The organism is Streptomyces sp. NPDC003691, from assembly GCF_053981115.1.
The window spans coordinates 85,703-100,958 of the sequence record NZ_JBSFNQ010000002.1; the positions used below are offsets into that span (position 1 = coordinate 85,703).

The 15,256-nt window shown below is 72.8% G+C and carries 10 protein-coding genes; 5 read left to right on the forward strand and 5 right to left on the reverse strand.

The features are described from left to right. Positions 1-30: 30 nt before the first annotated feature. Entirely contained in the window at positions 31-516 is a 486-nt protein-coding gene (locus tag ACWDR0_RS01490; protein ID WP_456349540.1) for a pyridoxamine 5'-phosphate oxidase family protein, read from the reverse strand. Positions 517-682: 166 nt separating this feature from the next. On the opposite strand from ACWDR0_RS01490, the gene ACWDR0_RS01495 reads away from it, so the two are divergent. Both ACWDR0_RS01495 and ACWDR0_RS01500 read left to right on the forward strand, forming a co-directional pair. Beyond that, a complete protein-coding gene (locus ACWDR0_RS01495; protein ID WP_456349541.1) occupies positions 683-973 on the forward strand; it encodes a hypothetical protein in 291 nt (96 codons plus the stop codon). 50 nt (positions 974-1,023) lie between these two features. Next, positions 1,024-1,989: a hypothetical protein gene (locus ACWDR0_RS01500; protein ID WP_456349542.1), complete on the forward strand. Its 966-nt coding sequence runs from the start codon at positions 1,024-1,026 to the stop codon at positions 1,987-1,989. Here ACWDR0_RS01500 and ACWDR0_RS01505 read toward each other — a convergent pair. The 4 genes from ACWDR0_RS01505 to ACWDR0_RS01520 all read right to left on the reverse strand — a co-directional run bounded on the left by ACWDR0_RS01505 (position 1,986) and on the right by ACWDR0_RS01520 (position 11,184). After that, positions 1,986-2,729: a vWA domain-containing protein gene (locus ACWDR0_RS01505; protein WP_456349543.1), complete on the reverse strand. Its 744-nt coding sequence runs from the start codon at positions 2,727-2,729 to the stop codon at positions 1,986-1,988. The two genes, ACWDR0_RS01500 and ACWDR0_RS01505, sit on opposite strands and share 4 nt — an antisense overlap. A gap of 333 nt (positions 2,730-3,062) precedes the next feature. Next, a complete protein-coding gene (locus ACWDR0_RS01510; protein ID WP_456349544.1) occupies positions 3,063-4,523 on the reverse strand; it encodes a glutamate synthase subunit beta in 1,461 nt (486 codons plus the stop codon). Beyond that, on the reverse strand, positions 4,516-9,126 hold the full coding sequence (gene gltB / locus ACWDR0_RS01515) for a glutamate synthase large subunit (RefSeq protein WP_456349545.1): 4,611 nt from the start codon (positions 9,124-9,126) through the stop codon (positions 4,516-4,518). The genes ACWDR0_RS01510 and gltB overlap by 8 nt, the downstream gene beginning before the upstream one ends. Positions 9,127-10,455: 1,329 nt before the next feature. Beyond that, positions 10,456-11,184: a VIT1/CCC1 transporter family protein gene (locus ACWDR0_RS01520; protein WP_456349546.1), complete on the reverse strand. Its 729-nt coding sequence runs from the start codon at positions 11,182-11,184 to the stop codon at positions 10,456-10,458. Positions 11,185-11,502: 318 nt separating this feature from the next. On the opposite strand from ACWDR0_RS01520, the gene ACWDR0_RS01525 reads away from it, so the two are divergent. The 3 genes from ACWDR0_RS01525 to ACWDR0_RS01535 are packed head-to-tail and all read left to right on the forward strand — an operon-like array spanning position 11,503 to position 15,108. Continuing rightward, positions 11,503-12,621: an ADP-ribosylglycohydrolase family protein gene (locus tag ACWDR0_RS01525; protein WP_456349547.1), complete on the forward strand. Its 1,119-nt coding sequence runs from the start codon at positions 11,503-11,505 to the stop codon at positions 12,619-12,621. Next, positions 12,618-14,015 (forward strand): ADP-ribosylglycohydrolase family protein, encoded by a 1,398-nt coding sequence (locus ACWDR0_RS01530; protein ID WP_456349548.1) that lies wholly within the window; start codon positions 12,618-12,620, stop codon positions 14,013-14,015. Before ACWDR0_RS01525 ends, ACWDR0_RS01530 begins: the two co-directional genes overlap by 4 nt. Then, positions 13,921-15,108 (forward strand): ADP-ribosylglycohydrolase family protein, encoded by a 1,188-nt coding sequence (locus ACWDR0_RS01535; protein ID WP_456349549.1) that lies wholly within the window; start codon positions 13,921-13,923, stop codon positions 15,106-15,108. Before ACWDR0_RS01530 ends, ACWDR0_RS01535 begins: the two co-directional genes overlap by 95 nt. The last annotated feature ends 148 nt before the right edge of the window (positions 15,109-15,256 follow it).

Consider the following 15,256-nt stretch of genomic DNA (forward strand, 5'->3'; position numbering starts at 1 on the left):
GATACGGCCGTTCCGTCCCGCCCCGTGCCGTCAGGGGCGGCGGCGGCGCGTCACCGCCGGGGCGCCCGGGTGCCAGGACTCCACCACCAGTTCCTCGCCCTCGACCCTCGTACGGACGACCTCCCCGAGGTCCACGCGGAAGAGGTGGAACTCCTCCGGCCGCATTCCGACGGCCGCGCCGAAGCGGTCGGACTCGGCGCCCGCGGCCACCTCGGCCGCGCGGCCGGCGAGCTTCGCGTCGCCGCTCTCCATCGACTCCACGGTGCCCGGATTGGCATGCAGCGAGAACCGGGGGTCGCGCAGCAGGTCCTTCGCCTTCCATGAGCCGGGCATCATGCCGAGATAGACCTCGCCGCCCAGAAAGGTGATCTCCAGCCCGCTCACCCGGGGTGAACCGTCCCTGCGGAGCGTGGCGAGAACATGATGGGTGTGCTCCTCGAAGCGGCGGCGCACGGCGTCGGCGAGCGCGGGTTCGGCGGCCCGGAAATCCGCCCAGGAGATGGTGTCGTTGCTCATGGACCCCACTCCACCAGCTAATCCGGACAACTTCTGTCAGGCTTTCCGGAAGGCCGGAGCGGTACGGATGCGGGTCCCGCCGGGTCCGTGCTATGCCAGGGGTGGTGGGCGGCGGGCCGCCACCGTGGCGACGGGGAGGCACCGGCCACCGCCGAGGAGGCCCCTCATGGCCGTCTTTATGCATGTCGCGCTGCCGGGCGTGACGGCCGCCCGGTACGACGAACTGAACGCCGCGCTCCAGGCCCTGCCGGGCGACACCTTCGCGGGCTGCCTGGTCCATGTCTGCGTCGTCGGCGAGAACGGGATCGACGTCTACGACCTCTGGGAGTCCCAGGCCGCCATGGACGCCTTCGGCGAGATCATGATGCCGGTGGCGGAGCGGCTGGGCTGGGGCGCGGCATCGGCGCCGCCCACCGTCGCGGAGGTGTACCGCTACTGGATCCCGGGCAGCGCCTAGAACGACTGGTCCGGCCCCGCCGGGCCCGGCCGAACACTAGGCTTCCGCGGGTGGGATGGTTACTGACCGGGGGGCCGGACGCGCCGTCGGAGGCGCGGTTCACGGCCGGGGCCGGGGACGCCGCCGGGCAGTGCCAGAGCATCCTGGAGTTCCTGTCCGGTGTGGACACCGGACGGCTGCGGGCACTGAGTGTGGAGCTGCCGCTCCCGGACGGCAGGCGCGGTCTGCTCGCCCTGCTGCCCGCCATCGCCGACGTGATCGGCCGACGGCACTGGCCGGTGCTGGAGGCGTTCGCCCTGTCGGTCGGCGCGGAAAGCGCCCGGCGCGGGTACGACTTCGCTCCGGACACCGCCTCCCCGGGAGCGGACGGCTCGGTGTTCTCCTATGTGGACGAGCCGACGGCGGAGCGGCTTTGGCGGGCGATGCCCGCGCTGCGACGGCTCGAACTGACCGGCCACTGGCTGTTCCCCGTGGTGTCCCACCCCCGGCTGGAGACCGTGGAGCTGCGTGGTGTGGAGACCGTGCTCAACGGCGGATACAGCTACTGGGACCGGCCCTGCGGGCTGCGGCTCCCGGAGCTGCGCCGGCTGACCGTCGCGTTCATGAACGACGGCTGCGGTGCCGGTCTGCCCTCGGTGCTGCTCGACTTCCCCACGGACTCACTGCCCCGCCTGCGCCATCTGGACCTGGCCGACTCGTATCCGTTCGAGCCGGGCAGTGTCGTCGGCGACGACGGCGCCGAAGCGCAGTGGGTGCTCTTCGACTCCCTTCTGGAGTCGGACGTCCTCGACCGGCTCGACACCCTGGCCGTGCCATGCCTCGGGTTCACCGGGGACACCCACAACGGGCGGCCGGTGCTCCGGCTGCTGGAGCAGCACGGAGACCGGTTCCGCCGTCTGAAGCGGCTCACCCTGCGCGCCCTGGACCACCCGCTGGAGGAGAGCGCGGTACGCCGTCTGCTCCCCCGGCTGCGGATCGGGCCGCCGGCCACCGGCCTGCCCGAAAGGCACGGTTAGCCGACGATGCCCTGCGCCCTCGCCGCCGTCAGCCAGCGGGGGAACTCGGCCACCATCCGGTCGTACAGTTCGGCGTCGGGTACCTGCCGCGGATCCTGCCCGGCGTGGAAGAAGCCGGCGTTGTCCACCGCCCGCTTGGCGGGGACCGGCAGTTCGTCGAGTCTGCGCAGGAAGTCGAACTGGGTGCTGCGGGTGTTACCGAAGCCGATGAACTGCCAGAACAGCGGCAGCTTCGACGATTTGCAGAGATAGCGCTCGGCGGCGAGCTTGTTGATCGGACCGCCGTCGGTCTGGAAGATCACCAGCGCCGGATCGGTCGCGCCGCTGTCGATGTAGTGGTCGATGACCGCGTCCATCGCCAGGTGATAGCTGGTCTTCCCCATATGGCCGAGACCGGCGACGATCTTCGCCACCCGCCCGTGGTGGTCGTCGAGGGCGATCTCGGTGACCGCGTCGACATCGGTGGAGAAGAAGACCGTCGGCACCCGGCCGTCGTCGTCGAGGTTGACCGAGAGGCCGAGCACCCGGTCGGCCAGGGCCTGCACACTGCCGTCGCGGTAGTAGTCCTTCATCGAACCGGAGTAGTCGAGGACGAGATAGACGGCGGCCCGCAGTCCCTCGATGCCGTGCTTGCGCAGGGACACACCCGCCGACCGGTAGTGGCCGACCAGTCCCGGAGCCCGCTCCTCGACCTTCCGCAGACTGAACGCCGGTCCTCCGGCGGTACGCACAACGGCCATGCACACGGCTCCGTTCCCTCGGCCCGGGCGCGCGGCGGCGGCCGGCCCCGGTCGGACGCATGATCGGCAGATCGCCTTGTACGGCGAGATTACGCCAGGTGTACGGCAGCGGAAGCCGCTCGGCCGGGATCACCGGCCCCGCTCGGGGGCCCGGCGATCCCGGCCGGGATGCGCCGCGGTGCCTGCCCGGGGTCCGGTCGGGGACGGGGCAGGCGCCGCGATCAGTTCCGTACGCCGTTGTACGGGACGTCTTTTCACCGTTCCGGAGGCGTCGCTCCGGCTCCGGAGGGGTCGTGCGCGGGCGGGCCGCGGGAGGCGGCGCGCCCGGATCCGTCAGACCGTGAGCGCGCGGTCCGTCGGGCGGATCGGGGCGGGCAGTTCGCTCGCGCCCGTCAGATAGCGGTCGACACCACGGGCCGCCGAACGGCCCTCGGCGATCGCCCAGACGATCAGGGACTGGCCGCGCCCGGCGTCACCGGCGACGAAGACCCCGCCGACATTGGTCGCGAAGTCGGCGTCACGGGAGATGTTACCCCGGTCGTCCAGCGCCAGGCCGAACTGCTCGACGAGACCGTTGGACCGGTCGGTGCCGGTGAAGCCCATCGCCAGGGTCACCAGCTGGGCCGGGATCCGGCGCTCGGTGCCGGGCCACGGGACGAGCTTCCCGTCGGTGAAGTCGACCTCCACCAGGTGCAGGGCGGCGACATTGCCGTCCTCGTCGCCCTCGAAGCGGGTGGTGGAGACGGCGTACACCCGCTCCCCGCCCTCCTCGTGCGCCGAGGTCACCTTGTAGAGCATGGGGAACGTCGGCCACGGCTGCCCGGCGGGGCGCTCGTCGCCGGGCCGCGGCATGATCTCCAGCTGGGTGACGGAGGCCGCGCCCTGCCGGTGGGCGGTGCCGACGCAGTCCGCGCCGGTGTCGCCGCCGCCGATGACGACGACGTGCTTGCCCTCGGCGGTGATCGGCGGGGCGATGTAGTCACCCTCCTGCACCTTGTTGGCGAGCGGCAGGTACTCCATCGCGAAGTGGATGCCGTTCAGCTCCCGTCCGGGGACGGGCAGATCGCGGGAGACGGTGGCCCCGGCGGCGATGACGACGGCGTCGTAGCGGCGGCGCAGCTGGGCCGCGTCGATGTCCGTGCCGATCTCCACCTCGGTGCGGAACTTGGTGCCCTCCGCGCGCATCTGCTCGATACGGCGGTTGATGTGCACCTTCTCCATCTTGAACTCGGGGATGCCGTACCGCAGCAGTCCGCCGATCCGGTCCGCCCGCTCGTAGACCGCGACGGTGTGGCCGGCGCGGGTGAGCTGCTGGGCGGCGGCGAGTCCGGCCGGGCCGGAGCCGATGACGGCGACGGTCTTGCCGGAGAGCCGGTCCGGGGGCTGCGGGGTGACGTCGCCCGAGTCCCACGCCTTGTCGATGATGGAGACCTCGACGTTCTTGATGGTGACCGCGGGCTGGTTGATGCCCAGCACACAGGCCGCCTCGCAGGGCGCGGGGCAGAGCCGCCCGGTGAACTCGGGGAAGTTGTTGGTGGCGTGCAGCCGCTCGGAGGCGGCGGCCCAGTTCTCCCGGTAGGCGTAGTCGTTCCACTCGGGGATCAGGTTTCCGAGGGGACAGCCGTTGTGGCAGAACGGGATGCCGCAGTCCATGCACCGCCCGGCCTGCTTGCTGATGATCGGCAGCAGGGAGCCGGGGACGTAGACCTCGTTCCAGTCCTTGAGGCGCTCGGCGACCGGACGGGTCTGGGCGACCTCGCGGCCGGTGGTCAGGAAGCCCTTGGGGTCAGCCATGGGACGCCGCCTCCATCATCTTCTCGGTGGTCTCCTGCTCGGAGAGACCGGCCAGCTCAGCGGCGTCCTTGGCGGCGAGCACTGCCTTGTACGTGGTCGGGATGATCTTGCTGAAGCGGGCGGCGTTCGTCTCCCAGTCGGCGAGGAGCTTCCCGGCGACGGTGGAGCCCGTCTCCTCCCGGTGGCGGCGCACGACGTCGTGCAGCCACTGCCGGTCGGTGTCGGTCAGCGGTTCGACGGCCGCCAGGTTGCCCGCGTTGACGTTGTCGCGGTCCAGGTCGACGACGTAGGCGACGCCGCCGGACATACCGGCCGCGAAGTTCCGCCCGGTCTCGCCGAGGACGACGGCGTGTCCGCCGGTCATGTACTCGCAGCCGTGGTCGCCGACGCCCTCGGAGACGACGGTCGCGCCGGAGTTGCGGACGCAGAACCGTTCGCCGGTACGGCCGCGGAGGAAGATCTCGCCGCCGGTGGCGCCGTAGGCGATGGTGTTGCCCGCGATGGTGGAGTACTCGGCGAGATGGTCCGCGGCCCGGTCGGGGCGGACCACGACCCGGCCGCCGGAGAGGCCCTTGCCCACGTAGTCGTTGGCGTCGCCCTCCAGGCGGAGCGTGACACCGCGGGGGACGAAGGCGCCGAAGGACTGGCCGGCCGAGCCGGTGAAGGTGATGTCGATCGTGTCGTCGGGGAGGCCGGCGCCGCCGAAGCGGCGGGTGACCTCGTAGCCGAGCATGGTGCCGACGGTCCGGTTGATGTTCCGGATGGCGACCTGGGCGCGGACCGGCTGGGCCGCCTCGGCGGTCTCGGCGTTCAGTGCGTCGGCCGCCAGCTTGATCAGCTGGTTGTCGAGGGCCTTCGCCAGCCCGTGGTCCTGCTCGATCAGGGCGTGGCGGACCGCGCCCGCGGGCAGCTCGGGCACATGGAACAGGGGCGCCAGGTCGAGGCCCTGGGCCTTGAAGTGGTGCACGGCCCGCGCGGTGTCCAGCAGTTCGGCGTGGCCGACGGCCTCCTGGAGGGTGCGGAAGCCGAGCCCGGCGAGCAGCTCGCGGACCTCCTCCGCGATGAACTCGAAGTAGTTCACGACGTACTCGGCCTTGCCGGAGAACCGTTCGCGGAGCACCGGGTTCTGGGTGGCGATGCCGACCGGGCAGGTGTCGAGGTGGCAGACGCGCATCATGACGCAGCCGGAGACGACGAGCGGCGCGGTGGCGAAGCCGAACTCCTCGGCGCCCAGCAGGGCGGCGATCACGACGTCCCGGCCGGTCTTGAGCTGGCCGTCGGTCTGGACGACGATCCGGTCCCGCAGACCGTTGAGCAGCAGCGTCTGCTGGGTCTCGGCGAGGCCCAGCTCCCAGGGGCCGCCCGCGTGCTTGAGGCTGGTGAGCGGGGAGGCGCCGGTACCGCCGTCGTGGCCGGAGATCAGGACGACATCGGCGTGGGCCTTGGAGACGCCCGCGGCGACCGTGCCGACACCGACCTCGGAGACCAGCTTGACGTGGATCCGGGCGACCGGGTTGGCGTTCTTCAGATCGTGGATCAGCTGGGCCAGATCCTCGATGGAGTAGATGTCGTGGTGCGGCGGCGGGGAGATCAGCCCGACGCCCGGGGTGGAGTGCCGGGTCTTCGCCACCCAGGGGTAGACCTTGTGGCCGGGCAGCTGGCCGCCCTCGCCGGGCTTGGCTCCCTGGGCCATTTTGATCTGGATGTCGTCGGCGTTGACGAGGTACTCGCTGGTGACACCGAAGCGGCCGGAGGCGACCTGCTTGATGGACGAGCGGCGCTCGGGGTCGTAGAGACGGTCGGGGTCCTCGCCGCCCTCGCCGGTGTTCGACTTTCCGCCGAGCCGGTTCATGGCGATGGCGAGGGTCTCGTGGGCCTCGCGGGAGATGGAGCCGTACGACATGGCGCCGGTCGAGAAGCGCTTGACGATCTCGGAGACCGGCTCGACCTCGTCCAGCGGCACCGGCTCGCGGCCCTCGGCGAAGCCGAACAGGCCGCGGAGCGTCATCAGCCGCTCGGACTGCTCGTTCACCCGGTCCGTGTACTGCTTGAAGATGTCGTAGCGGCGGGTCCGGGTGGCGTGCTGGAGCCGGAAGACGGTGTCCGGGTCGAAGAGGTGCGGCTCGCCCTCGCGGCGCCACTGGTACTCGCCGCCGATGTCCAGCGCACGGTGCGCCGGGGCGATCCCGGAGGCCGGGTACGCCTTGGCGTGCCGGGCGGCGACCTCGTCGGCGATCACCGCGAGGCCGGCGCCGCCGATCTTGGAGGCGGTGCCGTCGAAGTAGGTTGCGACAAAGCCCTCGTCGAGGCCGATGGCCTCGAAGACCTGGGCGCCGCGGTAGGAGGCGACGGTCGAGATGCCCATCTTGGACATCACCTTCAGCACGCCCTTGCCGAGGGCGTAGATCAGGTTCCGGATGGCCTGCTCGGACTCGATACCGCTGATGAAGGTGGAGGCGCGGACCAGGTCCTCGACGGACTCCATGGCGAGGTACGGGTTGACCGCGGCGGCGCCGTAGCCGATCAGCAGCGCGACATGGTGGACCTCGCGGACGTCGCCCGCCTCGACCAGCAGCCCGACCTGGGTGCGCTGCTTGGTACGGATGAGGTGGTGGTGGACGGCGGAGGTGAGCAGCAGCGACGGGATGGGCGCGTGCTCGGCGTCGGAGTGCCGGTCGGAGAGGACGATCAGCCGGGCGCCGTCCTCGATGGCGGTGTCGGCCTCGGCGCAGACCGCCTCCAGCCGGGCGGCGAGCGCGTCGCCGCCGCCGGAGACCCGGTAGAGGCCGGAGAGCGTGACGGCCTTCATCCCCGGCATGTCGCCGTCGGCGTTGATGTGGATGAGCTTGGCCAGCTCGTCGTTGTCGATCACCGGGAAGGGCAGGGTGACGCTGCGGCAGGAGGCGGCCGTGGGGTCGAGCAGATTGCCGCCGGGGCCCAGCGACGAGTGCAGCGAGGTCACCAGTTCCTCACGGATGGCGTCCAGCGGCGGGTTCGTCACCTGCGCGAAGAGCTGGGTGAAGTAGTCGAAGAGCAGCCGGGGGCGCTCGGAGAGGGCGGCGATCGGGGAGTCCGTGCCCATGGAGCCGATCGGCTCCATGCCGGTGCGCGCCATCGGGGCGACCAGCACCCGCAGCTCCTCCTCGGTGTAGCCGAAGGTCTGCTGGCGGCGGGTGACGGAGGCGTGGGTGTGGACGATGTGCTCGCGCTCGGGCAGGTCGCCCAGCTCGATGGTGCCGGTGTCGAGCCACTCGGCGTACGGCTGCTCGGCGGCGAGGGCGGACTTGATCTCGTCGTCCTCGATGATCCGGTGCTCGACGGTGTCGACGAGGAACATCCGGCCGGGCTGGAGCCGTCCCTTGCGGACGACCTTGGCCGGGTCGATGTCGAGGACGCCGACCTCGGAGGAGAGGACCACCAGTCCGTCGTCGGTGACCCAGTAGCGGCCGGGGCGCAGTCCGTTGCGGTCGAGGACCGCGCCGACCTGGGTGCCGTCGGTGAAGGTGACGCAGGCGGGGCCGTCCCAGGGCTCCATCATCGTGGAGTGGTACCGGTAGAAGGCGCGCCGGGCCGGGTCCATGGATTCGTGGTTCTCCCACGCCTCCGGGACCATCATCAGCACGGAGTGCGGCAGGGAGCGGCCGCCGAGGTGGAGCAGCTCCAGCACCTCGTCGAAGGAGGCGGAGTCGGAGGCGTCGGGCGTACAGACCGGGAAGATCCGCTCCAGCTCGCGCTCGCCGAAGGCGTCGGTGACGAGCTGGGACTCCCGGGCGCGCATCCAGTTGCGGTTGCCCTTGACCGTGTTGATCTCGCCGTTGTGGGCGACGAAGCGGTACGGGTGGGCCAGCGGCCAGCTCGGGAAGGTGTTGGTGGAGAACCGGGAGTGGACGAGGGCGATCGCGGTGGCGAGGCGGCGGTCCGACAGATCCGGGAAGAAGGGCTCCAGCTGCCCGGTGGTGAGCATGCCCTTGTAGACGAGGGTGCGGGCGGAGAGCGAGGGGAAGTACACCCCGGCCTCCCGCTCGGCGCGCTTGCGCAGCACGAACGCCTTGCGGTCCAGGGCCAGGCCGGTGCTCCGTCCGTCGGCCACGAAGAGCTGGCGGAAGACGGGCATGGTGGCGCGGGCGCCGTTGCCGAGGAGGTCGGGGGTGACGGGGACCTCGCGCCAGCCGAGGACGGTGAGGCCCTCCTCGGCGGCGATCGTCTCGATACGTGAGACGGCGTCCGCGGTGGCGTCCCCGGTGCCGGTGCCCGCGCCGGTGCCGTCCGTGGTGGCGGCGGTGTCCGGGTGCGGCAGGAAAGCGGTGCCGACGGCGTACGCGCCGGACTCGGGCAGCTCGAAACCGCTGACCTCCCGGAGGAACGCGTCGGGCACCTGGAGCAGGATTCCGGCGCCGTCCCCCGAGTCGGGCTCCGATCCGGTCGCACCGCGGTGTTCGAGATTCCGCAGGACCGTCAGCGCCTGTTCCACCAGCTCATGGCTGGCCACACCGGTGAGGGTGGCCACGAAACCGACACCGCAGGCGTCGTGTTCGTTACGGGGGTCGTACATCCCCTGGGGCGCGGGGCGACCGTCCATGGGCGACCAGGCGTCGGAACGCATCGGCTCTCCCGTCGTCGTCGTGGCATGTGCTGTGCCGAGGGACGACGTTGGCCCTCTGCGAAATTTCGTGCAGGTTACAGGATGGAATGATTCCCAGGAAGTGGATTTTCCATTCCAGCATGTGGACAACCGCGGTGGGTGTGTGGTCGAGGGTTCCGTGCCGGGGGTCGGCGCATATGCCGGGATTCTTCGGATTCCGCTGGACCGGGGGGCTGAGCGGGCTTCATTGCCCGCGGCGCCCTCGGCTCATGCCCGGTGACGGCGGAATCGAAACCGCCGGATTAATTGCTTTCCCGGGCGCCGCGCCCAGTCTCTCAGACCGACCCCTTTCCGGCCCCCGCAGAGGTCCCCGCGGGGGGCTTCGGCAGGGCGGTCGCCCACCGGGCGGCGCGGGGTCGCCGGTGGGCGGCCCCGGGAGCGGGGGCGGGGGCGGGGGCGGTACGGGCCCGGGCGGCGGGCGCCGGGCCCGCAGGCCGGTGCGGCGGGCGGGAGCGGTACACCGGGGCGGGAGCGGTGCGGGCCCCTGCCGCCCGGCACCGGACGGGGGCGTGTCGCAGCGCGGCACAGGGGCCGGGGCCTCCGGCGCGGGGTGCGGGTCCGTGGCCCGGGTGCGGGGTCCGCGTGGCCCGCGCGGGGCTCCGGAGGCAGTGCAGGCGCTGTGCGGGGGTTCCGGGCGCCCGGGACGGGACGAAGTCGTTTCGTATACGAAAGACACGGGAAGCGGCACCCCGGAACCCGATGGGGCCGGGAGCGCCCGCGACGCGTCCGCGCACCCGGACGGCGGCAGGTGTGCGGACGCACAGAGATGGCGCGATGCCCTGGAGCAGGCCGGGCCGGCGCGGCTTTACGGACCCGCACCGGCGCCCGCAGCCGGGAGAGCCGGAGGCCGGCCCCCTTGTCCCGCGTCCCGCCGGGAGCGGGCAGGGCAGGGCACGGCAAGGGCACAAGGACAGCAGGGGGCCCGGGGCGCGGGCGTGGGCGACGTACGACGGGGCCACCCGACCGGGAGCGGGGCACCCCGGGCCAGAAGCGGGGCACCTCATTCCGGGCGCCCGGTCCGCCGGAGCGGACAGGGCACCACCCGAATACAGGAGAGCCCGATCTCACCCCAGACGGCCGCCGGGCCGCCGGAGGCGCAGACGCCCCGTCCCGGAAGCAAAGACCTGCCCCCCGGGCCCGGAAAGCGCCCCGTCCCGGACGGCCGACCGGCCGCCGGAGGTCGGCGCGGCCCGGGGAGCCCCCCGGCGCCGGGTCCGGGGCGTGACCCCGAGGAACCGCCGAGCCGCCGGAGACCGGGGCGCCCCGGAGAAACCACCCGGCCGCCGGAGGCTACAGCGCCGCGCCGAGGGCCGCGCCCAGGCCGTAGGTGAGCGCCGCCGCGATACCGCCCAGGGCCAGCTGACGCAGACCGCTGAACCACCAGCTACGGGCAGTGACACGTGCCACGAGCGCACCGGCCCCGAAGAGGCCGATCAGCGCCAGCAGCACCGCGGGCCAGAGCGCCGTCGCACCCAGCAGATACGGCAGCAGCGGTATCAGCGCGCCGAGGGCGAACGCCCCGAACGACGAGACCGCGGCGACCACCGGCGACGGCAGGTCGTCCGGGTCGATTCCCAGCTCCTCCCGCGCATGGATCTCCAGGGCCTGGTCGGGGTCGCGGGAGAGCTGCATCGCGACCTCCCGCGCCAGCTCCGGCTCGACGCCCCGCGAGACGTACAGCGCCGCCAGCTCCTCCATCTCGTCCACCGGATGCTTGCGCAACTCGCGCCGCTCCACATCCAGTTCGGCCTGGACCAGCTCCCGCTGGGAGGCCACCGAGGTGTACTCGCCCGCGGCCATGGAGAACGCTCCGGCGGCCAGCCCCGCGAGCCCGGTGATGACGATGGTCTGCTGGGAGACCGCGCCGCCCGCGACACCGGTCATCAGCGCCAGGTTGGAGACCAGACCGTCCATCGCCCCGAAGACCGCGGGCCGCAGCCAGCCGCCGTTGACGTCCCGGTGCGTGTGGTTGTCGCGGTGCGCTTCGTGCAGGCTCGCGACGGATTCGATGACGGCCACGGTTCTCCCCTTCTGTCGTGCCACGCCCCTCGGGGCGACCGGGCCTCCGGTCCCCGGCCCCCCTGGGCCGGAGTGTCCGGACAGCCCTTGGAGCGGCCGGAAGCAGTCCGCTCCGGCACCCCTCGAACGATCTCGAAAATACGCGCGATGTAAGGGGCGCGCCAGCAAGGCAGGGCATACTTACCTGGGTTCCAGAGGGTGACAGTGGCCATCACAACCGCATTTCTCGGTGGTTATCGGTGTTTCGTGGTCTTGTCACGCTTCGCGTGTGGCACAGATGCAGGCAACAGGCTCGCGCGCGCGAAAGGGGCCCGCCTCATGGAGTTGGTCGCATGCAATCCCGTCGATCCGTTCGACGGCGCGCCACTATCCCCGGCGGCCACCGTCGCCTCGGCCCCCGCCGCCCCCTCCCCCTCCCTGCGCGACCGGGCCTGCGGCGCCCTGCTGGGTCTCGCGGTGGGCGATGCCCTCGGCGCGCCCGCGGAGAACATGAGGCCGTCCGAGATCCGTCGCCGCTGGGGGCGGATCGAGGGTTTCGTCGACAACGACCCGGCCGGCACCGACGACACCGAGTACGCGATCTTCTCCGGGCTGCTGCTGGCCCGGCACGGCTCCGCACTGACCGTGGCCCATGTCGAACAGGCCTGGCACCACTGGATCGCCGATCTCGACGAGGGGCCGTTCCGCGGCGCGGGCTTCAGCGAGCGCGGCACGCTGGAGAACCTCCGGCGCGGCCTCGCCGCCCCCATCTCCGCGCAGCACCGGCACGCCTGGAGCGACGGGCTGGCGATGCGGGCCGCGCCATTCGGGGTGTTCGCGGCGGGCCGCCCGCTGGAAGCCGCCCGGCTGGTCACGATCGACGGCTCCGTCAGCCACGACGGCGAGGGCATCTACGGCGGCCAGGCGGTCGCGGCCGGGGTGGCCGCGGCGATGTCGGGGGCGGGCCCGGCCGGGGTGATCGGCGCGGCCCTGTCGGTGATTCCGATGGATTCCTGGACGGCCCGTTCCCTGCGCCGGGGCGTCGTCACCGCGCAGCGGTCGTACCCGGACGCCCTGTCCATGGAGCGCGCGGTCCGGTCGTCGGTGGTCATCGGCGGCTATCCGTGGACGGATCTGGCGCCGGAGGCGGTGGGCCTGGCGTTCGGCGCGTTCACGGCGGCCCGCGGCGACTTCCGTACGTCGGTGCTCACAGCGGTGAACATGGGCCGGGACGCCGATACGACGGCGGCGGTCGCGGGCGCGCTGGCGGGGGCGGTCCAGGGCGCCGGGGCGATCCCGGCGGAGTGGGCGGCGGCGATCGGACCGGTGCGGGGCAGTTGTCTGCCGTCGATGGCGGGCCATCACATCCTGGACATCGCGGACCTGCTGACTCCGGACGACGTTCCGGGCGAGATCGCGGGCAACGATGACGGCGGCGACCCGAAGGCGGCGTCATGACGACGGAAACAGGTACGGGTACGGGTACGGGTACGGGTACGGGTACGGGTACGGGTACGGGTACGGAGGAGGGCGCGGCACCGCCCGCACCGCCCGCACCGCCCGCAGGAACGGTCCGCCTGACGCGCGGCACCTCGTCGCCGCCCGTACCGGCGACCGCGGCCACCGTCTCCCGCCGCCCCGTCGAAGGGCTGCTCCTCGGGCTCGCCGCCGGGGATGCCGCGGGGTGGCCCGCCGCCCGGCACCGGGCTGCCCGGATGCCCGAGTGGACCCGGCGGCTCACCCGCGAGCTGGACACCTTCGCCGAGCAGAACGCGACCACCACCCTGCCCGTGCCCATCGCGCTCAACCAGCCGCCGGAGCCGCTCCGCCTCGGCCCCTCCGACGACGCCGAATGGGCGGCCTTCGCCGCCGAGACCGTGCTGACCGCGGCCGGTGAGTTGTTCGCCGCCCTGCCCCCGGACCGCCGGCCGCGCGCCGCCGTGGACCTGGCGTGGAACTCGCTCGCCGCCGAGGTCGCCGCGGCCGCCGCCCGGGCCCCCGAGGTCGAGTCGGCGGTGCTCCCGCTGCGAGCGAGGATCTCCGTACGCGCCGGGCTCGGCAATCTGGCCACCGGGCTGCGGCCGCCCGCGACCGGTCACGACAATCCGCACTACTTCGACGACGCCGCCTGTGTACGGGCCGCGGTACTGGCGGTCGTCCACCCCGGCGACCCGGAAGCCGCCGCCGGACTCGCGGAGTTCGACGCCCGGTACACCCAGGACGGCGACGGGGTGCACGGCGCCCGGGCGATGGCCGCCGCCGTGGCCGCCGCGCTCGGCGGCGCGGACGTCGACGACGCCGTGGACGCCGCACTCGCCCAGCTGCCCGACTCCACCGAGATCGGCCGCAACGGCCGGCACGCGGTCCGGCTCGCCCGGTCCCTGGCGGGCGAGTGCGCGGCGTTCGCGCTCGTCCCCCTGCTGGAGCATCAGATCGTCGACCACGTCTACAGCTACGGCATCGCCGCGGCGGAGACCGTTCCGGTGGCGCTCGCCGTGGCGACGGCGGCGCGCGGCCGGGTGGCCGAGGCGGTGCCGACGGCGGCCTGTCTCTCCCGGGTCGCCGATTCGGCACCCGCCCTCGCCGGGGCGCTGACCGGCGCACTCGGCGGCGGTGCGGCCGTTCCGGCGTCCTGGCGGGAGGCCTGCCGCACCCTGGCGGGGTGTGCGCTGCCCCGGCTCGCGGGTACGGATCTGGTGGAACTCGCCGGACGCCTGGCACCCGCGGAACGGACCATCCCGGGTGGACAATTCCGACATGACACCAACAACACCAACAACACCAACAACGCAGACATCAGCCGCACTCGACGACCGGATCGCGGGCGCGCTGACGGGCGCGGCGGTCGGTGACGCGCTCGGCGGCCCCGTCGAGGGATACACACCGGAACAGATCGCCGAGCGGCACGGCGGCCGCGTCCAGGGCATCGTCGGCCCCTGGAACGGCGACGAGTGGCGCACCGCGCGCCCCATCGCCCCGTACCACAAGGGCGACGGGCACATCACCGACGACACCCTGATGACCCATGCGCTGATCAGGGTGTACGCGACGGTACGGGACCATCTCGACGCGCATGCCGTCGCCGAACACCTGGTGCCGGACCTGATCGGCACACCGCGCTGGATTCCCGAGCTGGAGGCGGAGGCCCTGCCGCTCCAGCGGATCTTCCTGGCGGAGAAGTGGCTGGTGGCCCGGCTGCACTACGGGCACGTCGATCCCCGCGAGGCGGGCAGCGGCAATATCGTCAACTGCGGTGCGGCCATGTACATGGCTCCCGTGGGGCTGGTGAACGCGGCCGACCCGCAGTCGGCGTACGCCGAGGCGCTGGATGTCGCGGGAGCGCACCAGTCGTCCTACGGGCGGGAGGCGGCCGGGGTGTTCGCGGCCTCGGTCGCCGCGGCCTGCGCCCCGGGCGCCACCCCCGCCTCGGTGGTCGACACGGCGCTCTCGCTGGCGAAGGACGGGACGCGGGCGGCGATCGAGGCGGTCGCGGAAGTCGCCGTACGGCATACGGACTTCGAGCCCGCGCTCAGCCCGCTGCGGGCGGCGGTCGCCCCCTACGACACGGTCGGCCCGGACTACCGCTCCCCCGGTCTCGGCGCGCGCCGCCCCTCGCGGCTGCACGCGATCGAGGAGCTGCCGGTCGCGCTGGGCATGCTGCTGATCGGGGGCGGCGACTACCGGCGCTCGGTGCTGGGCTCGGTGAACTACGGGCGGGACTGCGACTCCATCGCCACGATGGCGGGGGCGATCGCGGGGGCGCTGCACGGAGCGGCCGCGGTCCCGCACGAGTGGGCCAAGACGGTCGCCGAGGCCAGCAGGGTGGATCTGGACGCCCCGGCCCGTGAACTGGCCGCGGTCACCCGGGAGATCTTCGCCCGCGACACGGCTCGCCGCCGCGCCCACGAGGAGGCGTTCGCCCGGCTGACGGAGACCTCCCGATGACCGCCGGTACGCTGCCGCGGCTTCCGGCACACCCCCGCCTCCGGCGCCCGCACCCGCCGGAGATCCTGGCTGCCCGGGCAACCGCCGCACCGTCCGCTCCCGGGGCGCGTACGGAACCGCCGCCGGAACCCGTCGCGGCGGCCGGGAC